The organism is Pseudomonas sp. BIGb0176 (genome assembly GCF_024810175.1).
GTDB lineage: Bacteria > Pseudomonadota > Gammaproteobacteria > Pseudomonadales > Pseudomonadaceae > Aquipseudomonas > Aquipseudomonas protegens.
On sequence record NZ_JANUEC010000003.1, the window covers coordinates 1019094 to 1039877 of the forward strand.

At 65.7% G+C, this 20784-nt stretch carries 19 protein-coding genes; 11 read left to right on the top strand and 8 right to left on the bottom strand.

Annotation, left to right across the window (positions count from 1 at the left end; translation table 11 throughout):
- Positions 1-178: 178 nt before the first annotated feature.
- The 7 genes from M2395_RS22820 to M2395_RS22850 all read left to right on the top strand — a co-directional run bounded on the left by M2395_RS22820 (position 179) and on the right by M2395_RS22850 (position 8173).
- Positions 179-1216: a ParB/Srx family N-terminal domain-containing protein gene (locus M2395_RS22820; protein ID WP_123431279.1), complete on the top strand. Its 1038-nt coding sequence runs from the start codon at positions 179-181 to the stop codon at positions 1214-1216.
- 119 nt (positions 1217-1335) lie between these two features.
- A complete protein-coding gene (locus tag M2395_RS22825) occupies positions 1336-2385 on the top strand; it encodes a hypothetical protein (RefSeq protein ID WP_053153012.1) in 1050 nt (349 codons plus the stop codon).
- 111 nt (positions 2386-2496) lie between these two features.
- On the top strand, positions 2497-3003 hold the full coding sequence (locus tag M2395_RS22830) for a sigma-70 family RNA polymerase sigma factor (protein WP_041752437.1): 507 nt from the start codon (positions 2497-2499) through the stop codon (positions 3001-3003).
- The gene (locus M2395_RS22835) at positions 3000-3959 is read left to right on the top strand and encodes a FecR domain-containing protein (RefSeq protein ID WP_015636488.1); all 960 of its coding nucleotides are present in this window, start codon (positions 3000-3002) and stop codon (positions 3957-3959) included. The genes M2395_RS22830 and M2395_RS22835 overlap by 4 nt, the downstream gene beginning before the upstream one ends.
- An 86-nt stretch (positions 3960-4045) precedes the next feature.
- On the top strand, positions 4046-6487 hold the full coding sequence (locus tag M2395_RS22840; RefSeq protein WP_015636487.1) for a TonB-dependent siderophore receptor: 2442 nt from the start codon (positions 4046-4048) through the stop codon (positions 6485-6487).
- Positions 6488-6896: 409 nt separating this feature from the next.
- A complete protein-coding gene (locus M2395_RS22845) occupies positions 6897-7253 on the top strand; it encodes a DUF6124 family protein (RefSeq protein WP_041752435.1) in 357 nt (118 codons plus the stop codon).
- Positions 7254-7360: 107 nt separating this feature from the next.
- A complete protein-coding gene (locus tag M2395_RS22850; protein ID WP_123431278.1) occupies positions 7361-8173 on the top strand; it encodes an alpha/beta fold hydrolase in 813 nt (270 codons plus the stop codon).
- Positions 8174-8288: 115 nt separating this feature from the next.
- On the opposite strand, the gene dsbG is transcribed toward M2395_RS22850, so the two are convergent.
- The 3 genes from dsbG to dsbD are packed head-to-tail and all read right to left on the bottom strand — an operon-like array spanning position 8289 to position 11646.
- On the bottom strand, positions 8289-9056 hold the full coding sequence (dsbG, locus tag M2395_RS22855; protein WP_011062459.1) for a thiol:disulfide interchange protein DsbG: 768 nt from the start codon (positions 9054-9056) through the stop codon (positions 8289-8291).
- A complete protein-coding gene (locus tag M2395_RS22860; RefSeq protein WP_011062458.1) occupies positions 9032-9895 on the bottom strand; it encodes a TlpA disulfide reductase family protein in 864 nt (287 codons plus the stop codon). Before M2395_RS22860 ends, dsbG begins: the two co-directional genes overlap by 25 nt.
- The gene (gene dsbD, locus M2395_RS22865; RefSeq protein ID WP_123431277.1) at positions 9895-11646 is read right to left on the bottom strand and encodes a protein-disulfide reductase DsbD; all 1752 of its coding nucleotides are present in this window, start codon (positions 11644-11646) and stop codon (positions 9895-9897) included. The genes M2395_RS22860 and dsbD overlap by 1 nt, the downstream gene beginning before the upstream one ends.
- A 153-nt stretch (positions 11647-11799) precedes the next feature.
- Here dsbD and M2395_RS22870 point away from each other — a divergent pair, with 153 nt between their 5' ends.
- The 4 genes from M2395_RS22870 to M2395_RS22885 all read left to right on the top strand — a co-directional run bounded on the left by M2395_RS22870 (position 11800) and on the right by M2395_RS22885 (position 15758).
- Positions 11800-12477: a response regulator gene (locus M2395_RS22870; protein WP_011062456.1), complete on the top strand. Its 678-nt coding sequence runs from the start codon at positions 11800-11802 to the stop codon at positions 12475-12477.
- Positions 12478-13803 (top strand): ATP-binding protein, encoded by a 1326-nt coding sequence (locus tag M2395_RS22875; RefSeq protein WP_123431276.1) that lies wholly within the window; start codon positions 12478-12480, stop codon positions 13801-13803. It begins immediately after the preceding gene.
- A 235-nt stretch (positions 13804-14038) separates the two neighbouring features.
- Positions 14039-15451 (top strand): aspartate aminotransferase family protein, encoded by a 1413-nt coding sequence (locus M2395_RS22880; protein WP_123431275.1) that lies wholly within the window; start codon positions 14039-14041, stop codon positions 15449-15451.
- Positions 15452-15533: 82 nt separating this feature from the next.
- On the top strand, positions 15534-15758 hold the full coding sequence (locus M2395_RS22885) for an MbtH family protein (protein ID WP_123431274.1): 225 nt from the start codon (positions 15534-15536) through the stop codon (positions 15756-15758).
- Positions 15759-16181: 423 nt separating this feature from the next.
- Here the strand turns inward: M2395_RS22885 and M2395_RS22890 are convergent, their stop codons facing one another.
- The 5 genes from M2395_RS22890 to M2395_RS22910 form a co-directional block, all read right to left on the bottom strand.
- On the bottom strand, positions 16182-17009 hold the full coding sequence (locus tag M2395_RS22890) for a bifunctional 2-polyprenyl-6-hydroxyphenol methylase/3-demethylubiquinol 3-O-methyltransferase UbiG (protein WP_123431273.1): 828 nt from the start codon (positions 17007-17009) through the stop codon (positions 16182-16184).
- Positions 17010-17219: 210 nt separating this feature from the next.
- The gene (locus M2395_RS22895; RefSeq protein ID WP_011062451.1) at positions 17220-18203 is read right to left on the bottom strand and encodes a metal ABC transporter solute-binding protein, Zn/Mn family; all 984 of its coding nucleotides are present in this window, start codon (positions 18201-18203) and stop codon (positions 17220-17222) included.
- The gene (locus tag M2395_RS22900; protein WP_015636482.1) at positions 18204-19103 is read right to left on the bottom strand and encodes a metal ABC transporter permease; all 900 of its coding nucleotides are present in this window, start codon (positions 19101-19103) and stop codon (positions 18204-18206) included. It lies immediately after the preceding gene.
- Entirely contained in the window at positions 19103-19846 is a 744-nt protein-coding gene (locus M2395_RS22905; protein ID WP_065365502.1) for a metal ABC transporter ATP-binding protein, read from the bottom strand. The genes M2395_RS22900 and M2395_RS22905 overlap by 1 nt, the downstream gene beginning before the upstream one ends.
- Positions 19843-20772: a metal ABC transporter substrate-binding protein gene (locus M2395_RS22910; RefSeq protein WP_123431272.1), complete on the bottom strand. Its 930-nt coding sequence runs from the start codon at positions 20770-20772 to the stop codon at positions 19843-19845. The genes M2395_RS22905 and M2395_RS22910 overlap by 4 nt, the downstream gene beginning before the upstream one ends.
- Between the last annotated feature and the right edge of the window lie 12 nt (positions 20773-20784).

Consider the following 20784-nt stretch of genomic DNA (forward strand, 5'->3'; position numbering starts at 1 on the left):
CTGGCGTAGGAGCCGGCTTGCCGGCGAAGAGGCCCGCAAGCCTTGCATCGTCCTGGCCGACGCCTTCGCTGGCAAACCAGCTCCTACGGGCGAAGAGGCCCGCAGGTCCTCTGCTATGATCGCGCCCGGCCCAGGTCCAAGCACCTGCGCCGGGCGTTTTCATTCAAGGACCGGAACCATGGCAGAACAGCTTTACTGGCGCGACATCGAAGATTCCCTGGGCAACTGGAGTGGCCTCGGTGTCGAGGTCGAACCGGGCTCCACGGACAGACCGCCGTTGTACCTGCGCACCGGCGCCAATGCCCGGATCAAGCTGATGCACCACGACATGCCGTTGTTCTGGGCCACCCTGGCCCGGGACCACGGCGGCGTCTGGCTGGTGCGCAACCCGCTGGCGGACGGCGCCGCATGCCGGCTGCTGGCACCCATCGACTCACCCACCGTGGAGCAGCACGCCGCCCTGGCGCCCGAGCTGCGGATCAAGGCCTGGAGCCGCTATTTCGTCAGCCGTCTCAGTGAAAGCGCCCGGCACTTCCTCACCCCCGGTTTCTGGTTGGCCCAGGGCCTGCTGCCGGAGCCCTCCAGCACCGCGAGCGGCCTGGACAACTGGCGCTTCACCTCGGTGATCGACCCTTTGACCCATGTGCCCAACTGGCACCTGTACGGCGAGGATTTTCTCGACAACCTGCAACCCCAGACCCTGGAGTGGATCGACTGGTGGCATGGCGGCGGCAAGCTCATCGGCCTGCACCGTGTCGACCCTGAGGCCGGGCGCCTGAAGTGGTGGCGCAAGAAGGCCCGCGAAGGCAGCCTGCCGCCGATCCTGCTGTGGTACGTCGGCGGGTTGGCGTCCTACGTGGTGATCGACGGCCATTACCGTTTGCAGGCGGCCATCGCGGAAAACCTCGCGCCATCTTTCATCGTCCTCAGCGCCACCCGCGAGCGCGGCTTCGCACCGAGCCTGGAGCATCAGCAACGGGTCATGGATTCACTGCGCAAGCGCGGCGACGCGGTGCCGCGCAACCCGGCCCTGAGCACCGAGAACCTCAACCGGGTGCTGATCCAGGCGTTCGATGACCGGCCGCAGTACCGCAGCGCTACCCCGGCCTGGGCCGGCAATGAGCCGGAGTCGCAGTGGTGCGACGAGGTGCGTCAGTGCCTGGGCGGGCAAGGGTTGGCAGACGAAGTAGACGCGGTCATTGGCCGCCATGGGTAAGGCGCTGGCCGCCTTCGCTGGCAAGCCAGCTCCTACAGGCGAATGCGCCCTCCAGCCCTCTGCTATAGTCGCGCCTGCCCGCCGCAGGGCCGGTCATTGATCAAGGATTAGGGACAATCGTGGAACAGATTTTCTGGCGTGATATCGAGGATTTGGCCGGCCACTGGAACGGCCTCGGCGTGGACGTCAAACGCCCGGCCAGCGGCAAGCCCAACCTGTGCCTGCTCAGTGGCAACAACAGCCGTATGCAGTTGGTGCTCGGCGACCAGACCCTGCTCTGGGGCACCATGTCCCGCTGCCTGTATGGCGTATGGCTGGTGCGCAATCACCTGCCGGAGCAACTGCCGCAAACCCTGGTGGGCCCCATCGACTCGCCTCAGGTGGAACAACAGGCGCGCCTCGACCCGGCGCTGCGCCTCAAGGCCTGGAGCCGCTTCTTCGTCGAGCAACTGATGCAGCACCAGCCGGACTTCTTTTACCCCGGCTACTGGCTGGTGCGGGCCCTGCGCCCGGCATCGCAGAAACCGATGCGGCCGCTGCTCAGCGGCACCGAAGCCTGGTACTTCAAGGGCGGTGAAGATGCCCTGAGCCATATGCCGCAGTGGGCGATCTATGGTCGCAACATCCTCGACAACCAACAGGCCGGTACGGCGCGCTGGGTCGGGTTGGGGGAGTACGGTGGCGCAGTAGTCGGCCTGCATGCCGTGGACCCGCATTCCGGGCGCTTGAAGTGGTGGCGCAAAAAAGCCCGCGAAGGCAGCTTGCCGCCGATCCTGCTGTGGTATGTCACCGGTCTGAGCTGCTATCTGATTCTCGATGGCCATTACCGCCTGCAGGCGGCCATCGATGAAAACCTGCCGCCGGAGTTTCTGGTGCTCAGCTCGCCGCGGCTCTACCGCTATCGCCCCAACCCGCAAGAGCAGCAGAAGGTGCTGGGGGCGCTGCAAGTGCAAATCCAGCGCAAAAAACTGGACACCGGGCGCTTCAACCAGTTGCTGATCAGCACGTTCGACGACCGGCCGTATCACGGCTTCGGCAGCCAGTCCTGGGCGGGGATTGCCTCGGAGCAGGCGTGGATCGACCAGGTCAGCGGCATTCTCAAGGAGCGCGGTGACCTGAGCGACCTGGAGGAAATCCTCGAACGCGAAGCGCCGGAAGAGTACCGCTGATCGCCACCCCCGGATTTGCCGCGGCGCTGGGGGATTTGCAACGACGAACGTTGATTTTCATGACCGGCAAACTGGATAATGATAACAATTACCATTAGCGTGCCGGTCTCGATGCACAGTCCCGTAGACACCAAAGCCATAGTTGCCAACCTCTATAGCGAGAATTACCGCTGGTTGCGTGCCTGGCTGTATCGCCGATTGCAGTGCCCGCAGGATGCCGCGGATCTGACTCAGGACACCTTCGTGCGCACGCTGACCGCCGGCCAACTGGCCGATCTCAACGAACCGCGGGCCTTTCTCGCCACGGTGGCCAGGCGCTTGTTGAGCAACCTGTTCCGGCGCCGTGCCTTGGAGCAGCAGTACCTGCTGGAACTGGCGCGGATGCCGCAGGCCTTCAGCCCCTCCGAAGAGGAGCTGGCGCTGGTGCGCGAAGCGCTGGAACTGATCGACCGGCTGCTCGAAGGTCTACCGCAACGGGTGCGCCATGCTTTTATCCTGCATCGCCTTGAAGGCCTGGCGCAGCCGCAGATCGCCGAGCGCCTGGGAGTTTCTCTGGCGACCGTCGAGCGCGACCTGCGGCGAGCCTTCCTGCATTGCCTCAGCGAGCGCGCCGCATGAGCCGTACCGCCAGCGACCAGGCCAATCGCGCCGCCGTGGACTGGTTGCTGAAGCTGGAATCCAGCAGCCAGGGAGATGCCGTGCAGCAAGCCTTTGCCCACTGGCTGGCGCAGAGCGGCGAACACGCCGCTGCCTGGCAGCGGGTCAACGCCGTGCTCAGCCAGCCCTTGCAGCAACTGCAGAGCAGCGAGCAACTGCAGGCGGCCAGCCGGGCCTTGCGATCGCTGCCTTCGCCAGCGCGGCGCAAAGTGCTGGGCGGCGGGCTGGCGTTGCTGGTGCTGGGAGGCGGTGCTGCCGGGCTGGTTAACCGCGTGTTGCCCTTGGGTCAGGTGCTGGCCGACCTGGATACTGCCACCGGCCAGCGTCAGTCCATGATCCTGGCCGATGGCAGTCGGCTCCACCTGAACGCCCGCAGCGCCGTGGATATCCGCTTCGATGCCGGGCAGCGGCGCATCGTCCTGCGTGAAGGCACGGTGCAGGTCGACGTCGCCGCCGACCCGGCGCGGCCGTTTATCGTCGAAAGCCGCGAGGGGCGGGTGCAGGCCCTGGGCACCCGTTTCATGGTCAGCCGCAACGATCTCGGCAGTCTGGTTTCCGTGCAGCAACACAGCGTGCTGCTGACCACCGCCCAGGGGCGCCAGCAGCGGGTCGAGGCCGGTGAAGCCTTTGCTTTCGGCGCTCAAGGCATCGAGCGTCAGGCACCGTCGTTGCGTACCCGGGTGGACTGGCTCGACGGCCGCATCGATGTGCGCAACGAGCCCCTGGGCGAATTGATCGAGCTGCTGCGGCCCTACCGCAGCGGCCTGTTGCGCATCAGCCCGGAAGCGGCGCGGGTCCGGGTCTATGGGGTGTTCCCCTTGGATGACAGCGATCAGGTGCTGCGCTCCCTCGGCGAAACCCTGCCGATCCAGGTGACTCGCTATGGCTTCTGGCTGACCCGTATCGAGCTGCGCTGATTGTTAAAAAAGCCAGGAACAGTGAGGGGGTTCGGTTTTTCCCGTGTCCTGGTTATGGAAAGCCAACCTAATAACGAGCCCTTTCCATGTCCCAGATTATTTTCCGTCCCAGCTTGCTGGCGATGGCTGTCGTTCTGAGTTACGCCGCTCTGCCCACTGTCGCCCATGCCGCGACCGACCCGCAGCAGGCTCAGGCCACCCGAGCGTTCGATCTGCCCGCCGGTGACCTGGGTGAGACCTTGAGCCGCATCGCCCGGGACAGCGGCCGGGTGCTGTCGGTGGCCCCGCAGTTGCTCAGCGGCAAGCGCGCCAGTCGGGTCAGTGGCCAACTGACTCCCGAGCAGGCTGTGCAGCAGGCCCTGGTGGGCAGCGGCCTGGGCCTGACCACCACCCCCAGTGGCACCTGGAGCCTGTACCTGTTGCCCACGGGGTCGGCGTTGCAACTGCAGCCGACCCATATTCAGGGCCAGGATCAGGAGCAGGCCTGGGGGCCAGTGGATGGCTACGTGGCTACTCGCAGCGCCACCGCGACCAAGACCGATACGCCGATCCTGGAAATTCCTCAGACCATCAACGTGGTCACTGCCGATCAGGTGCAGACCCAGGGCGCGCGCAACCTGACCCAGGTCCTGCGCTACACGCCGGGACTGAGCGTCAACGGCTACACCGACCGCAATACCATTGCCGACGAGATCACCAGCCGCGGTTTCGCCCCGACCCCGCTGTACCTGGACGGCGCCTACCTGCCCTATGCCGGCAGCCTGGGCGGGGCGCCGCAAATCGATCCCTACACCCTGGAGCGCGTCGAGGTACTCAAGGGGCCGTCGTCGGTGCTCTATGGACAGAACCAGCCCGGTGGCCTGGTCAATCTAGTGTCCAAACGCCCCAGCAGTACGCCGCAACATCAGGTCAAGTTCGGCCTGGGCAGCTACAACCGGGTCTATGGCGCCCTGGACAGCAGCGGCCCACTGGATGATCAGGGAGAGTTCTCCTATCGCCTGATCGGCGTGGCGAAAAAGGGCAACGAACAGGTGGCTCACACCAACAGCCAGCGCACCCTGCTGGCGCCGAGCCTGACCTGGAGCCCAAGCGACGCCACGCGCCTGACGCTGTTTGCGCAGATCCAGCGCGACGACGGGCTGGCCGACTACCAGGCGTTGCCGAAAATCGGCACCCTCGAACGCGGCCCCGATGGGCGCAAGATCGACCGCGATTTCTTCAATGGCGATTCGCGCTACAACGACTACAAGCGCGACCAGTACATCCTTGGCTACGAGTTGAGCCAGGCCCTCAACGACGACCTGAAATTCCGTTCCACCGCGCGCTACATCGACGTGCGCGACCGCTACAAGGGCTTTTACCTGCGTGGCTTCGTCACCGATGCTGGCGGTGTGACCGACTACACTCGAGCTACCCGCACCAAGCTCGACTGGCAGCAGCACAACACAGCCTACACCCTGGACAACAACCTGGAGTACCGCTTCAACACCGGTGCCCTGGAGCACACCACCCTGGCGGGCGTGGACTATCGCCATTTCAATCGCAAGTACACCGGCTACAACGCCTACGGGGTCTTGCCGGTAGACCTGTACGGCAAGAACAACTACGACACCAGCAGCGTCACCCCCGAACTGACCACGCGCTGGGACAACACCGTCAGCCAGACCGGCGTCTACGTCCAGGACCAGATCAAGCTTGACCAATGGATACTGACCCTCGGCGGCCGCCAGGACTGGGCCGAAGTGGAAAACAAGGACCTGCTGGCCCGCAGCATCGTTGAACAGCGGGACCACAAGTTCACCGGTCGGGTGGGCCTGACCTACGTGACCGATTTCGGTCTGGCGCCCTATGTCAGCTACTCCCAGTCCTTCCTGCCGACCGTGGGCACCAGCGCCCCGGAGCGCGGTGCCAAGGCCTTCAAGCCGACCGAGGGCGAGCAGTATGAAGTGGGGGTGAAGTACCAGCCCGTGGACAAGACGCTGATGACCGCGTCGGTGTTTCAGGTGAAGCAGAAGAACGCCCTGACCAACGACATCGACTACCCCGAATACAACGCGCAGCAGGGCGAGATTCGTTCCCGGGGCATCGAGCTGGAAATCAAGTCCAGCCTGGACAACATCGATGTGATGGCTGCCGCCACCTACATCGATTCCTTCTATACCAAGGCCAATGACTCCACCAAGGGCAACCGTAATGAAGCCCAAGCGCCGGTCTCGGCCAGTGCCTGGGTCGACTACCACTTCACCCAGGCGGCGCTCAGCGGCCTGACCTTTGGCGTGGGCGCGCGCTACACCGGCAGGAAGCCGGGGGACTCGGGCAGCACCTTCAGCACACCAGCCTATGTGGTGTACGACACCACCGTCAGCTATGACCTGGGCAAGCTCGACCCGAGCCTGCGCGGGCTGAAAAGCAGCCTCAACGTGCAGAACCTGTTTGACCGGGAATACGTCTCCGACTGCAACTACAACTTCGGCTGCTACTACGGCCAGGAGCGGGTGGCTTCGGTGGAAATGAGCTACGACTGGTAACGCAGGGCCAGGGGAGCAGATGGCCGTGAAGGCGCCTGCTGCCCTGGAACGTAGTGGCTCCGAATGTTGAGGAACAACGTCTGATAGTCAGGCGGTTCGCTTTCTTTTGTAAGGCAAATCCGAGAAACTGCGGGCCGCTTGAATGCGCCTGGTGGGCGGGCTAGGGTTCCGGAGCCATCGCTCAATCGATGGCTCGGATGTGCAAGTCCGGTCATGTCGGCGCATCGTTGTCAAAAGCAGTTCGGGGTTTTTTGCCCGTTGTTTCTGCGTTATGGCAGCCGTGCGTGGGAGACTTTCGAGTCTGCCGGGTTCCGATATGCCCGGTCTTGCACACCTGCGTACGGCTGCCACCCTATTCGTGTGCAAGCGAACGGTGACGGCTCCTTTGAGTTCATATCGGAGTTACACCATGAAAAAGCTCGTCCCCGATCCACCCACGTCCTATCGCGATCCCGCCCTCAAGGCCGCCAACGCCACCCTGCGCGTGGCCCTGGCCCGGCAACCGCTGGACCCCGCGGTGTTCCAGCTCACGACCCAAGCCAAACCCGTTTCCCCCGACTCGCTGTTCAGCGTGCGCGAAGGCGTCAGCGCCGAAGAGGCCTTGGTGCATGTGGCGCTGCTGCTCAAATGCGCCGAAGAGGTCTGCGATGAAATCACCCAGCAGGGCAGCGGCCTGGAGCGCGGGCTGATCTGGTCCATGGTGCATTCCGTGGAAATGGCCAGGGCCGTGGTGGAGGCCTTGCTCGACGGTCAGCGCGGGCCTTGAATCCGGGCATCTCCTGATACGTTTTGTCGGACGGGTCCGATTGACTGGGCTTTTTTCACGGCACAGTCTGTCGGACCTTTTTCGTCATTTCCTGCAGGAGCTAGCCCATGCCTTTCGCCACCATCGATGGACAACCGTTGCACTACCTCGACCAGGGCCAGGGGCCGGTGGTGTTCCTGGCCGGCAGTTATTTGTGGGACACCGGCATGTGGGCGCCGCAGATCGAGGCGCTGTCGGCGCAGTATCGGGTGATCGCGGTGGACCTGTGGGGCCATGGCCAGTCCGGGGCGCTGCCTGAGGGCACCGCGTCGCTGGATGATGTGGCGCGGCAGATGCTGGCCTTGCTCGACCATTTGCAGATCGAGCGCGTAACCCTGGTGGGCTTGTCGGTGGGGGGCATGTGGGGCGCGCGCCTGGCCCTGGCGGCGCCGCAGCGTATCGACGGCCTGGTGCTGATGGACACTTACCTGGGCGCCGAGCCTGCGCCGACCCGGCAGTATTACTTTTCCCTGTTCCAGCAGATCGAGGACAGCGGCCTGATCGCCGAGCCGCTGCTGGACATCGTGGTGCCGATCTTCTTCCGTCCGGGGATCGATCGGCAGTCGGCGCTGTTCCAGGATTTTCGTGCCAGCCTCGCGGCACTGCCTGCCGAGCGCCTGCGCCAGAGCGTGATTCCCATGGGGCGCATCACTTTCAGCCGAGCGGATGTGCTGGATCAGCTGGAGCGCCTGGATGGGCAGAACACCTTGCTGCTGTGTGGTGATCAGGACCAGCCGCGGCCGCCTGCGGAAACTGTTGAGATGGCTGAGCGCATTGGCTGCCCTTATCAACTGATTCCCGAGGCGGGGCATATTTCCAGCCGGGAAAACCCGGAGTTCGTGACCCGGGCCTTGTTGGCGTTTTTACAGCGCAACGGCTGAAGCCTGACTCTCTTGCCGTAGGAGCTGGCTTGCCAACGAAGAGGCCTGCAAGCCAGGCGCCCGCCTGACGGACGCCTTCGCCGGCAAGCCGGCTCCTACGGGGGAGGGGGCGGGGTTATTTCGGGCCGAGGATCTGGGTCAGTTTGCCCGGGGCCGGGGCGCCTTGCTGCTGTTGCAACTCGCCCTTGTCGTCGAGGTAGAAGATCGCCGGGGTCGCCGACAGCTCCAGCTCTTCCATCAGTTTCATGTTGGCGTCGAGCTTGGCCTGCACCGCTGCGGGAATGCTGGCCAGGGGTTTCAGGGCGCTGCCCTTGCCGGCCTTTTCGTGATCCTGCAGGGCCTGCTGCGGGTCCTTGGCGGCCAGCAGGGCGGCGGATTTGCCCGGGCTGTCTTCGCGGATGATGCCCACCATGATATGCCGCAACTGCACTTTGCCAGCCTTGACCCAGGGCCGCGCCTGTTCCCAGAACATGTTGCAGTAGGGGCAGTTGGGGTCGCTGAACAGGTAGACGATGCGTGGTGCATCGGCCTTGCCGTCGGCGATCCAGTTGCTCTTTTCCAGGTTGCCCCAGACTTCCTTGGCCATGGGCGCGTAGACCAGTTTCTGCAAGGGTTCGGCGCTCAGGTCCTTGCCGTCGGCATCGTAGAGGTTGCCCAGCAGCACGTGCTTGCCGTCAGGGGTGAGGTACAGGGTCATGCCGCGGTTCTGGTACTGCGCGGCGTAGCCCTTGAGGCCGTCCGGGGCGTCGAAGCTGCCGATGATCTTGGCACCTTTTTCTTCGATCTTGCGGATGGGCGCAGGCAGTTCCTCGGCCTGTAGCAGCGGAGCGTTGAGCAACGCCGCGCCCAAAGACAGGCTCAGCAAGTGGCGGATGAAGGGCATGGCAGTTTCCTTGAAGGGGCTACCGAGGTCGGGTGGGCGCCGTCGAAGTTTTCCAGGGCTCGGGCCAGGCTGGCTTCCGAGAGTTCCCCCAGGTGGCTGCCCAGCAGGCGGCCATCGGCGCTATAGAACAGCGTAGTCGGCAGGGCCATGGAGCCCACGGCCTTGCCCAGGCGGCCACTGCCGTCGAACAGCACGTTGTTCAGGTTCAGGTCCTGGGTGGCCAGGAAGGTGCTGACGCTTTGCATGCTTTCGGCCTGGTTGACGAACAGGAAGGTCAGGTCCGGGCGTTGCTGCTGGGCTCTCTCCAGCACTGGCATCTCCCGCCGGCACGGTGGGCACCAGGTGGCCCAGAGGTTGATCACCAGCGGGCCACCCTGGTAGTCGGTGAGTTGCACGGTTTCGCCGGCGGCGTTGCGCAGGGCCACTTCCGGCAGGCGCGTGCCCTGGTCGTAGAGGGTCAGGGCCAGGGTCGCCAGCAGCCAGAAGGCCAGGCCGCTGGCCACCCCGGCACCCAATGGGCGGCGCAGCGCCGGGCGTTTCCAGCCCCAGGCCAGGGCCGCCAGGAGCATGACGATCACCCCCGGCCAGGCCAGGAAGCCGCCGTCGCGCAGGTCGATGATCATCCACAGGTCGTGCTGGTAGTGCTTCCAGTAAGCGAGCACGAAACTGACCCGGGCGGCGAGCATGCCCAAAAGGAACAGGCTGAACAGCACGGATTCGGGGTTGTCACCGCCGCGCTTGGCCACGCGCCAGCCCACCAGGGTGGCCAGGGCCAGGGCACTGATCAGCAGCAGGTGGTTGAGGGCGATGGCAAAGGTGCCGATGGTAAAGGTCAGCATCAACGGGCTTCCCGGGTCTGGGTCCAGCGTTGCAGGAAGGCGTTGGCATCCACTTCGCCGGTGATGCGCTGGCTGCGGCGTTCACTGCCGTCCGGGCCGATCCACAGCATGCTCGGTGGCCCCGGCACCTTGTAGCGGCTCAGGAGTTCGCGGCCGTCGGCGTTGTCCAGGGTCACGTCCAGGCGCAGCAGGCGCACATCCTTCAGGGCCTCCAGCACCTGAGGCTGGCCGAACACGGTTTTCTCCATGATCTTGCAGGACACGCACCAGTCGGCGTAGTAGTCCAGCAGCACCCACTGGCCCTGGGCCCGGGCGCTGTCCAGGGCGCCTTGCAGCTCGGCGGGGGACTTCACCGTGGTGAAGGCATCATGGGCCGTGACGCTATTGGCCACAGGGCCACCGCTGTAGACCTTAAGCGGCCGCCACAGGTCGTCGCCGCCACCGGCGGCACCCACCAGCAGCATGCCGCCCCAGGCCGCGAACAGCAGCGCGCCGGCACCGAACAGGTGCAGCAAGCGGCCGGCAATCGCCCGTTGCTGCCAGGCGCAGTAGGCCACCACCAGGGCCAGGGCGCCCCACAGCCCCATCCACAGGCCGGGGTTCAGTACCGGACGCAGCATGTAGATGGCGGTGCCCAGGAACAGGATGCCGAATACACCCTTGAACAGGTTCATCCACGGGCCGGGCTTGGGCAGGAAGCGGTTGCCCAGGGTCACCAGCAGCAACAGCGGCAGGCCGATGCCCAGGCCCAGGGCGAACAGGGCCAGGCCGCCAAACAGCGCGTTGCCGGTCTGGGCGATGTACAGCAGGCCGCCGGCCAGTGGCGCGGTCATGCACGGGCCCACCAACAGGGCCGACAGCGCGCCGAGAATGCCGCAGCCAATCAGGCTACCGCCCTGGCGCTGGCGGCTGGCGCCTTCCAGGCGGTCGCGCAGCAGGGCCGGCATCTGCAGTTCGAAGAAGCCGAACATCGGCAGCGACAGCAGCACGAACAGCGCGGCGAAGCTGCCCAGGACCCAGGGTTGTTGCAGCCAGGCTTGCAGGTTGCTGCCCAAAAGGGCGGCGATTACCCCCATGCCGGCATACACCAGGGCCATGCACAGCACATAGCTTGAGGCCAGGGCCAGGCCCCGGCGCGGGCTGGCGCCGCTGCCCACTACCATGCCGGCCAGAATCGGCAGCATCGGCAGCGAGCAGGGGGCGAAGGCCAGCAGCAGGCCGAAACCGAAGAAGGCCAGCAGGCCCAGGCCCCAGGATTTTTGTTGCAGGTCATTGGCCAGCAACTGGTCCTGGGCCGAGCCATTGCTGGTGGGCGCGACGTTGCTGGCGGCCACTGCCGGCGCACCGCCCAGGTCCACTTCCAGGGTTTGCGGCGGGTAGCACAGGCCGGCGTCGGCGCAGCCTTGCCAGCCCAGCTTGACCTTGCCGCTGGCGGCGGCCGGCAGCTTCACTTCCAGGCCCTGGCGATACACCGTCTGCTGGCCGAAGAATTCGTCGCTGTGGTCTTCACCGGCCGGCAGGGTGGGTTGCAGCTCTGGCGCCACGCCGTCGAATTTCAGGCGCTTCTGATACAGGTAGTAGCCGTCGGCGATCTGCCAGAACAGCTGGGTTTCCCCTGAAGGCAGGCGCTCGGAGGTGAAGACGAAGGCCTTGCCCACCGGCAGGAAGTCGGGCTTGACCTCGAACGGGTTGTTGCCGGCGTGCGCCAGTGTGGTGAAGAGCATGAACAACAGGAGAAACAATCGACGCATGGCCAAGCCTTAAACCGGTGCAAGTTGCGAGCACAATGGCCGGTCCTGATTAACCGATGATTAACCATACTTGGCTTGTGGCCAGGAAACGGCGGGCATAATGTCCGCTTAATCCGCAGCCCGCTTAATCAACGCCTTTGTACAGGACCGACCATGCACGTACTTGTCTGTGAAGATGATGAGCTGATTGCCAGCGGGATAGTCGCCGGCCTCACGGCCCAGGGCCTGACGGTCGAGCATGTGGCCACCGCTTCGGCAGCGCGGGCCATGCTCGGCGTGGCCGATTTCGACGTGATGGTACTGGATCTTGGCCTGCCGGATGAAGACGGTTTGAAGCTGCTCAAGCAGCAGCGCCAGCAGGGCCTGGAGATTCCGGTGCTGATCCTCACCGCCCGCGACTCGGTGACCGACCGGGTCGATGGCTTGCAGGCCGGTGCCGACGATTACCTGCTCAAGCCCTTCGACCTGCGGGAACTGGCGGCGCGCCTGCACACCCTGTTGCGCCGGGTGGCGGGGCGCAGCGTCAACCTGATCGAGCACGGGCGCTTGACCTATGACCCGAGCACCCGGGAAACCCTGCTCGGCGGCCAACCGGTGGACCTCTCGCGGCGCGAGCAATCCCTGCTCCAGGCGCTGCTGCACAACCGTGGCCGGGTGCTGTCCAGCGAGCAACTCAAGGACAGCGTCTACGGTTTCAACGATGAGCTGGAGAGCAACGCGCTGAATGTGCACATCCATCACCTGCGGCGCAAACTCGGCAACGGCATCGTCGAAACCGTGCGCGGCCTCGGCTATCGCCTGGGCCCGGCCGACGGTGAGGAGAACCGCTAAGTGAGAAGCCTGCGCCTGCGCCTGAGCATGACCCTGGGCGCTGCCTTCATCCTGATCTGGGCCTTGGCCGCGGCCTGGATGCTCAGTGACCTGCGCAACCAGATGATGTTTTCCCTGGACCAGCGCCTGGTCGCCTCGGCGCGCATGGTCGCCGGGCTGCTGGAGCAGATGCCGGCGCTGCCGTCCCATGGCCCGAGCAACCAGATCAACAGCGCGGCCCTGACCATCCCCGGCGGCATGGCCTGCCAGGTCAGTTCCCTGCGCGGGCAGATCCTGGCCCGCAGCCACAGCACTCCGGAGCACCCGCTGGAAGCCGAGAAGCTGGGCTTTCACGACCAGATGATCGACGGCGCGCCCTGGCGCACCTTCACCCTGGTGCGCGGCGACATGCGCATCACCACCGCGGATCGCCAGGTCGAGCGCGAAGCCCTGAACATGTCGGTGCTGCTGGCGGCTTCGGTGCCGGTGGGCGTGGCCTTGCTCGGCTGCCTGTGGCTGCTGTGGCTGGGCATCGGCCAGAGCCTGGCCCCGCTGAACCGGATTCGTGACGCGCTGATGCGCCGCAGCGCCGACTCCCTGGAACCGTTGCAGATCCAGCCCATGCCCAGCGAGCTGCGGCCGCTGCTGGAAACCCAGAACCAGCTGTTCCAGCGCATCGCCAAGACCATCGAGCGCGAGCGCCGGCTGACCGGTGACGCAGCCCACGAACTGCGCAGCCCGCTGACCGCAATCAAGACCCACCTGCAAGTGGCGCGCATGACCGAAGGTGCGGCCCGGGACCAGTCCCTGGCCCGAGCCGAAGAAGGGGCCGACCGCATGCACCGGACCCTGGAGCAACTGCTGTTGCTGGCCCGGGTCGAGGGTAGCCTGTCGTTCGATGACGGTGTGCACTGTAACGCCGAGCAGGTGGCGCGCCTGGCGATCCAGGACGCCGCCGTGGGCGCTCGGGCCCGGGTCAAGCTGCATATGCACGGCAAGGCCGGCGAGGCTGCGATGGAAATGCCCTCGACCCTGGCCATCGCTGCCTTGCGCAACTTGCTGGACAACGCACTGCGCCACACCCCTGAAGAATGCCCGGTGGAGCTGAACCTGGAGACAGTCGGCGCCCGGGTGCGTTTCCAGGTCCGCGACCATGGTTCGGGCATTCCCGCGCAAGACTTGCAGCACCTGACCCAGCGCTTCTGGCGCGACAGCCAGAGCAGTGGCTGTGGCCTGGGCCTGGCGATTGTCCAGGCCATCGTCCAGCGTTGCGGTTGCGAGCTGAATTTCGATAGCCGCCCCGATGGCCTGCGAGTCGAGCTGACCCTGCCTGCCCACCGCGCCTGACCCATCACCGTCCACTGTAGGAGCTGGCTTGCCAGCGAAGGGGCCCTTGAGACCGCCTTCGCCAGCAAGCTGGCTCCTACGGGGCGGCATGTGCAATTTCCTCGCCCCGGGGTGTAAATCCCCACCGCGCTGAAGCGTTTTTAGAACAGGAAAACCTGTCAGTGCGCGCCCGCGCTTGGGCTGCGCATCCGGCCGGTGGCCGTTTTGCTCAAATTGCAGCGTGAGGGTTCGAGACATGTCAGCCGTTACCAGCCTGATGGAAGATTCGCCGGTGGGCCTTGGCGCCGCCCCGCAAGAGACGCTTTACCAGTTCGACGAGTCGCCCCTGCTGGCCCGCCAGAGCCGCCAGGAATCCAATGCCCGCAGTTATCCACGGCGCATTCCCCTGGCCCTGAAGCGGGCCAGCGGCATTCACGTCGAAGACGTCGAGGGCCGGCGTTTCATCGATTGCCTGGCCGGTGCCGGGACTTTGGCCCTGGGCCACAATCACCCGGTGGTGATCGCCGCGATCCAGCAGGTGCTGGCCGATGAGTTGCCGCTGTTGACCCTGGACCTGACCACCCCGGTCAAGGACCAGTTCGTCCAGGACCTGTTCGGCCTGTTGCCCGAGGCCCTGGCTGGCGAGGCCAGGATCCAGTTCTGCGGTCCCACCGGCACCGATGCCGTGGAAGCCGCGCTGAAGCTCGTGCGCACCGCCACCGGACGCAGCACCGTGCTGTCGTTCCAGGGCGGTTACCACGGCATGAGCCAGGGCGCGCTGAGCCTGATGGGCAGCCTGGGGCCCAAGCGCGCCCTGGCCGGGCTGCTGAACAACGGCGTGCAGTTCCTGCCGTTCCCCTATGACTACCGCTGCCCGTTCGGGCTGGGGGGCGCCGAAGGGGTCAAGGTCAACCTGCATTACCTGGAAAACCTGCTCACCGATCCGGAAGCCGGGGTGGCCCTGCCAGCGGCAGTGATTGTCGAGGCGGTGCAGGGCGAGGGCGGGGTGATCCCGGCCGACCTGGAATGGCTGCAAGGTGTGCGCCGCATCACCGAGAAGGCCGGGGTGGCATTGATCGTCGATGAAATCCAGAGCGGCTTCGGTCGCACCGGCAAGATGTTCGCCTTTGAGCACGCGGGGATCATTCCCGATGTGGTGGTGATGTCCAAGGCCATCGGCGGCAGCCTGCCGCTGGCGGTGATGGTCTATCGCGACTGGCTCGACACCTGGCAGCCGGGTGCCCACGCCGGCACCTTCCGCGGCAATCAGATGGCCATGGCCACCGGTTCCGCGGTGATGCGCTACCTCAAGGAACACCGGGTGCCCGAGCACGCGGCGGCCATGGGCGAGCGCTTGCGCGAGCACCTGCTGATCCTGCAGCGCGACTTCCCGCAACTGGGGGATATCCGTGGTCGTGGCCTGATGCTCGGGGTGGAGCTGGTGGACCCGGCCGGCGTGCCGGATGCCCAGGGCCATCCACCCCAGCATGCGCGCCTGGCACCGCTGGTGCAGCGCGAATGCCTCAAGCGCGGGCTGATCCTGGAGCTGGGCGGGCGCCACGGCGCCGTGGTGCGTTTCCTGCCGCCGCTGGTAATCACCGCAGCGCAGATCGACCAGGTGGCCCAGATCTTCAGCAAAGCCGTAGCGGCGGCAGTGGCCAGCCTCTAATTTTTTGCCCCGCCGTTTCGTTCCTTCTACACAACCGCCGTGCGCTGAGCGCGGCGAACCTTATCAGTGATGGAGACAAGCAATGACTTCAGTATTCGACCGTGAGGACATCCTGTTCCAGGTGGTGGTCAACCATGAAGAGCAATACTCGATCTGGCCCGACTACAAGGCCGTGCCCAAGGGCTGGCGCACTGTGGGCAAGAGCGGTTTCAAGAAGGACTGCCTGGCCTACATCGAAGAAGTCTGGACCGACATGCGCCCCCTGAGCCTGCGCCAGAAGATGGACCAGCAGGCCGTCGCCGGCTGACCTGTAGCCGCTGCCGAGCCTGCGAGGCTGCGCAAAGGGCCGCAGGACCTTCAGCGATCTCAAGAGCAGCGCCTCCTACGGAGCCGTGCGCCGCCTGCGGCAGCGGCTACAAAGATCCCGGATCAAGATTGTTCTGTAGCCGCTGCTGAGCCATGGCGAAGCTGCGCAAAGGGCCGCAGGACCTTCAGCGATCTCAAAAGCAGCGCCTCCTGCGGAGCCATTCGCAGCCTGCGGCAGCGGCTACAAAGATCCCGGATCAAGATTGTTCTGTAGCCGCTGCTGAGCCGTGGCGAAGCTGCGAAAAGGGCCGCAGGACCTTCAGCGATCTCAAGAGCAGCGTCTCCTGCACAGCCGTTCGCAGCCTGCGGCAGCGGCTACAGAGGCGCTGCCTTCTTGAGCTTGGCGGTTTTTCACGCCGGGCGATCAGCCCCCGCGCTTGACGGCCTGCAGGGTGTAGCTCAGCGGCAGGCGCCATGGCGCTTCCTTGAGTCGCCATTCGCCGCGTTCATCCACCACCATCTGCCCGGGCAGGGCTTCCCAGGGGATGCTCTGGTGCTCCACCAGTCCCGTGATGTCCAGGCCCTGGGCCAGCAAGGCGCTGATGATCTCTCCCAGGCCGTGGTTCCATTCGTGGGTCATGGTGGCCTTGAGGGGGCTGTCGGTTTCCACGTAGGTATTTTCGTCGTCCCAGACCAGAGGCTCGCGGGTTTCGAAGTAGGGCAGTTCCACCCGCAATGAGTCGTGGTGATCTTCGTTGATGGCCCAGAGCATCGGGTGGCCTTCGCGGATGAACAGCCGGCCCCCGGGCTTGAGCAGGGCGCCGACGGTCTGCGCCCAGCGCTCGATGCTCGGCAGCCAGCACAGGGCGCCGATGCCGGTGTAGACCAGATCGAAGTTGCCTTGGGGCAGTACCTCGGCGGCCAGGAACACGTCGGACTCGTGGTAGTCGATAGGCGTATTGCAGCGTCGGGCCAGGGTCCGGGCTTCCGCCAGGGACGCCGGGGAAAAATCCACGCCGCTCATCTGCGCGCCGAGGCGGGCCAGGGACAGGGTGTCGGTGCCGATATGGCATTGCAGATGCACCCCGCGCAGGCCTCGGATATCCCCCAGCAAGGGCCGGTCGAACTGCACCACGTCGGACAGATAGCCGGCTTCGTCGACAAAACGCTGCACCGCGTAGTCCGCCGAGGCGGCATGCAGGGGCGCGCGTTCGTCCCAGTTGGTCTTGTTGAGGTTTACGTAGTCGCTCATGGCGCGGGCTTCTTCTCTGGGCTTTTGGCGAAGCGCAGACTAGCACCGGAAAATGCGCGCGATCTTGAGGGAATATGTAAGCGGCCCCGGCCCCTGACCCCGACTGTAGCCGCTGCTGAGCCATGGCGAAGCTGCGCCAAGGTCCGAAGGACCTTCAGCGATCTCAAGAGCAGCGTCTCCTGCACAGCCGTTCGCAGCCTGCGGCAGCGGCTACAGGCTCAGGGCCTGGGTGACTTTCTGTAGGTTGCCTTCCAGTTCGGCGAGCGGGTCGGCGCTGTCGGTTTCCAGCACCAGTAGCTGGCTGCCGCCGGCGCTGATGGCGGCTTTCAGTGCATCGGATGGCTGGCGGTGGTGCAGGACCAGGGCCACATCGTTGTCCTTGAGCCGGGCTTGCAGCTTTTTCAGGGCCTCGGGGGTCCATTCGTTGTCGGCCCGGGCGTCCACTTCCAGCAGTTCCAGGTTCAGGCCACTGACCAGGTACCCGAAGTGCTCGGAGAGGCTCAGCACGCTGAGGTTGTCGGCCTCGGCCAGGCGCGCTTCGCTGTCGGCGCTGAGTTTCAGCAGGCGCTGTTTGAGGCCTGCCAGGTTGCTTTCGATCTGCGGTTTGGCTTCGGGCGCCAGCCGCGCGAGGTCCGCCGCCAACACGTCGGCCATGCGCCCCAGGTTGTTGCTGGACAGCCAGGGCTGGGCGTTGAGCCCGTCGCTCTTGCCCGGTTGCAGGGCCACGCCGGGCAGGGCGCCGTCCACCGGGCGTGCAGCGTCGATCTCGACGATGCGGATGTTGCTGCGCCGGGCGTTGGGGTACAGCGGGTCGTCCGGCCAGATCGAGCGCAGGCCGATCACTGCGTCGGCATTGAGTGCCAGCTTGGCCAGGGCCGGAGCGCCACGCCCGGTGAAATAGGCCGTCTGCCGCGAGCCCGGCAGGTTGGCCGGGGCGGCCCGTTCCAGCTTGATGTCGGTACCCTGCAGCAGGATCTGCCCCAGGCCGAAAGTCACCGGCAGGGAAGCCAGCACCGTCGGTGATTTGCTTGAGGTGGCGCTGTGCAGCGCGGTGTTGCCCATGCCGTGGTTGGCGACCACGCGCATCGGTTCGAAGTGGTCGCGCTCGGCCAGGGCCGGAGTACTGATCAGGCCGCCGAGGGCCAGGGCCAGGGTCAGGCGACGCAGTGACAGGTGAGGCAATGAACTGTGCATTTATCCGATATTCCCTTTCAGGCTGGGGACAGTGCCGCGAGCGATGGCGGCCAGGGCGAAGGCGACACCGGCCACCAGGATGATCGCGGCGCCGGAGGGCACCGGCAGGTCGAAGACGATGGGTAGCAGGATGCCGCACAGGGTGCTGACGGTGGCGATGCTCACCGAGATCCAGAAGAAGCCCTTGAGCGACTGGCTCAGCAGGCGTGCCGCGGCGGCCGGAATCACCAGCAGGGCGCCTACCAGGATGGCGCCGATGACTTTGACTGCGGCCACGGTGATCAGGGTCACCAGGATCACGAACAGGTAGTCCAGGGTCTTCACCGCTACGCCGCGTACCGCCGCCAGCTGCGGGTTGAAGCTGGCCAGCATGATGCGGTTGTACAACGGCAGGCTCAGGCCCAGCACCAGGGCGCCGACGATCAGCAGCACCAAGAGGTCGCTGCCGTTGACCGTGAGCACCGAGCCGAACAGCACGTTTTCCAGGATGTGCACGTTGATCTTGCCGGCGAGGATCAGCAGCAGGCTGGCGCCCAGGGCCAGGGACACCGAAAGGAACACGCCGATCAGGGTGTCCGGGGCCAGGCCGGTGCGGTTGCGCAGGTAGTTGAGCAGGATGCCGAACAGCAGGCAGTAGCCGAACAGGCTGCCGTAGGGGCCGGTGTAGGGTTCGCCCAGGAGGATGCCGATGGCCACCCCGGTCAGCGCCGCGTGGCCCACGGCTTCGGAGAAGAAGGCGAAGCGTTTGACCACCACCAGGGTACCCAGGCCGCCCAGCACCGGGCCGATCAGCAGCCCGGCCAGCAGGGCGTTGACCACGAACCCGTAGGCCAGGGCTTCGGGCAGGTAGCCGGCCGAAGCCCAGCCCTGGACCATCAGGCGAAAAGCTTCATAGGTCATCAGGCGGCGCTCCCGGCGGCTCGTGGATGGGTGGAGAACAGGCTGAGCAGGCGCTCCGGGGTCAGGGTCTGCTGCGCCGGGCCGTCGAACAGCACCCGACGGTTGAGGCCGGTGACCCGGTCCGCCAGGCGGCCCACGGCCTCCAGGTCGTGCTCGATCCACAACAGGGTGATGCCGCTCTGGCGCCAGTCGTGGAGCAGTCGTTCGAAGACCTGGATGCCGGCCTCGTCCAGGGCCGACATCGGTTCATCCAGTACCAGCAGTTGCGGTGCCGGGATCAGGCCCTGGGCCAGCAGTACCCGCTGGCGTTCACCGCCGGACAGGGCGCCCATGCGCCGCTTGCGCTTGTCCTGCATGCCGACTCGTTCCAGGGCCTCGCCAATGGCTTGGGCGTAGTGCCGGCTGAGGCCGAGAAAGGCCGGGCGGCGCTGGCACATGGCGGCCATGAAGTCGTCCACGGTCATGGGCAGGCCGCGGTCGAACTCCAGGGCCTGGGGCACGTAGCCGATGGTGCCGGGGGCATCCGGCCACTGCAGGCGCAACTGGCCCTGGTGCGGCATCTGCCCCAGCAGGGTCTTGATCAGCGAACTCTTGCCGCCGCCGTTGGGGCCCACCAGTGCGTGCACGCTGCCGGGCTGCACCTGGAAGGTCACCCGGTCGAGGATGGTGGTGCGGCCCAGGGTCAGGCTGACCTGGTCGAACTCGATGGCCGGGCCCCGCAGCAGGGTCTCGATGGCGGTCATGCCCCGGCCTCCTGGATGGCCCGGACCACGGTGTCGAGGTTGCCTGTCATTTCCTTCTCGTATTTCTCGGCGCTGTAGTCGCCGTAGGAAATGTGCGACAGCGGGTAGAGCTTGACCCCGGATTCGCGCTGGATGGTGTCGACGTAGGTGGAGGGGAAGTCCATCTCCGAGAAAATCACCTTGACGTCCAGCTCGCGCAGTTGGTCGATGGTCTTCTTCAACTGGCTGGGGCTGGGTTCGATGCCGTGGGCCGGCTCCACCACCGCGGTGACTTGCAGGCCGAACTCGCGCAGCAGGTAGTCGTAGGCAGCATGCACCGTGGCCACCCGCAGGTCGGCATTGGGCGCCTGTGTCAGCTTGGCCAGGGCGTCGGCGCGCATCTGCCGCAGGCGCTTGCCGTAGGCGCGGGCGTTCTGGGTGTAGGTCTTGGCGTTGGCCGGGTCCATCTTGCCCAGCTCCCGGGCGATGTTGTTGACCTGGGCGATGGAGGCGCTGATGGAGAGGAAGGTGTGCGGGTTGACCACTTTGCCGGCGCCTCGCGCGGCCACCCCGGTGGCGGCCAGCAGCGGCACGTTTTCGTTGGCTTCGATCACCGGGATGTCCGGGCGCTCGCTGGCGGCGATCATGCGGTCGGCGAAGTCATCGTGGCCCACGCCGTTGAGCACTATCACGTCCAGGGTGCCGATGCGCTTGATGTCCTCGGCCCGGGGTTCGTAGGCGTGGGGGTTGAAGCCGGCGGGAATCAGCGGCACCACCTCGGCCTTGTCACCGACGATATTGGCCACGTAGCTGTAGTAGGGGTGCAGGGTGATGCCGATGCGCAGGCGCTTGGCCGGGTCGGCGCTGGCCAGGGGGCTGAGCATCAGGGCCAGCAGACTGACCAGCAGCACCTGCAGAAAGGGGCGGCGTTGAGATGAAATAGGCATGGGCAAGCGGTC

Excerpts from the sequence above, each read along its gene's own strand:
- M2395_RS22820 (WP_123431279.1), top strand. The coding sequence starts at position 179 with ATGGCAGAACAGCTTTACTGGCGCGACATCGAAGATTCCCTGGGCAAC.
- M2395_RS22830 (WP_041752437.1), top strand. The coding sequence starts at position 2,497 with ATGCACAGTCCCGTAGACACCAAAGCCATAGTTGCCAACCTCTATAGC.
- M2395_RS22835 (WP_015636488.1), top strand. The coding sequence starts at position 3,000 with ATGAGCCGTACCGCCAGCGACCAGGCCAATCGCGCCGCCGTGGACTGG.
- M2395_RS22840 (WP_015636487.1), top strand. The coding sequence starts at position 4,046 with ATGTCCCAGATTATTTTCCGTCCCAGCTTGCTGGCGATGGCTGTCGTT.
- M2395_RS22845 (WP_041752435.1), top strand. The coding sequence starts at position 6,897 with ATGAAAAAGCTCGTCCCCGATCCACCCACGTCCTATCGCGATCCCGCC.
- M2395_RS22850 (WP_123431278.1), top strand. The coding sequence starts at position 7,361 with ATGCCTTTCGCCACCATCGATGGACAACCGTTGCACTACCTCGACCAG.
- dsbG (WP_011062459.1), bottom strand. The coding sequence starts at position 9,056 with ATGCCCTTCATCCGCCACTTGCTGAGCCTGTCTTTGGGCGCGGCGTTG.
- M2395_RS22860 (WP_011062458.1), bottom strand. The coding sequence starts at position 9,895 with ATGCTGACCTTTACCATCGGCACCTTTGCCATCGCCCTCAACCACCTG.
- dsbD (WP_123431277.1), bottom strand. The coding sequence starts at position 11,646 with ATGCGTCGATTGTTTCTCCTGTTGTTCATGCTCTTCACCACACTGGCG.
- M2395_RS22870 (WP_011062456.1), top strand. The coding sequence starts at position 11,800 with ATGCACGTACTTGTCTGTGAAGATGATGAGCTGATTGCCAGCGGGATA.
- M2395_RS22880 (WP_123431275.1), top strand. The coding sequence starts at position 14,039 with ATGTCAGCCGTTACCAGCCTGATGGAAGATTCGCCGGTGGGCCTTGGC.
- M2395_RS22885 (WP_123431274.1), top strand. The coding sequence starts at position 15,534 with ATGACTTCAGTATTCGACCGTGAGGACATCCTGTTCCAGGTGGTGGTC.
- M2395_RS22890 (WP_123431273.1), bottom strand. The coding sequence starts at position 17,009 with ATGAGCGACTACGTAAACCTCAACAAGACCAACTGGGACGAACGCGCG.
- M2395_RS22895 (WP_011062451.1), bottom strand. The coding sequence starts at position 18,203 with ATGCACAGTTCATTGCCTCACCTGTCACTGCGTCGCCTGACCCTGGCC.
- M2395_RS22900 (WP_015636482.1), bottom strand. The coding sequence starts at position 19,103 with ATGACCTATGAAGCTTTTCGCCTGATGGTCCAGGGCTGGGCTTCGGCC.
- M2395_RS22905 (WP_065365502.1), bottom strand. The coding sequence starts at position 19,846 with ATGACCGCCATCGAGACCCTGCTGCGGGGCCCGGCCATCGAGTTCGAC.
- M2395_RS22910 (WP_123431272.1), bottom strand. The coding sequence starts at position 20,772 with ATGCCTATTTCATCTCAACGCCGCCCCTTTCTGCAGGTGCTGCTGGTC.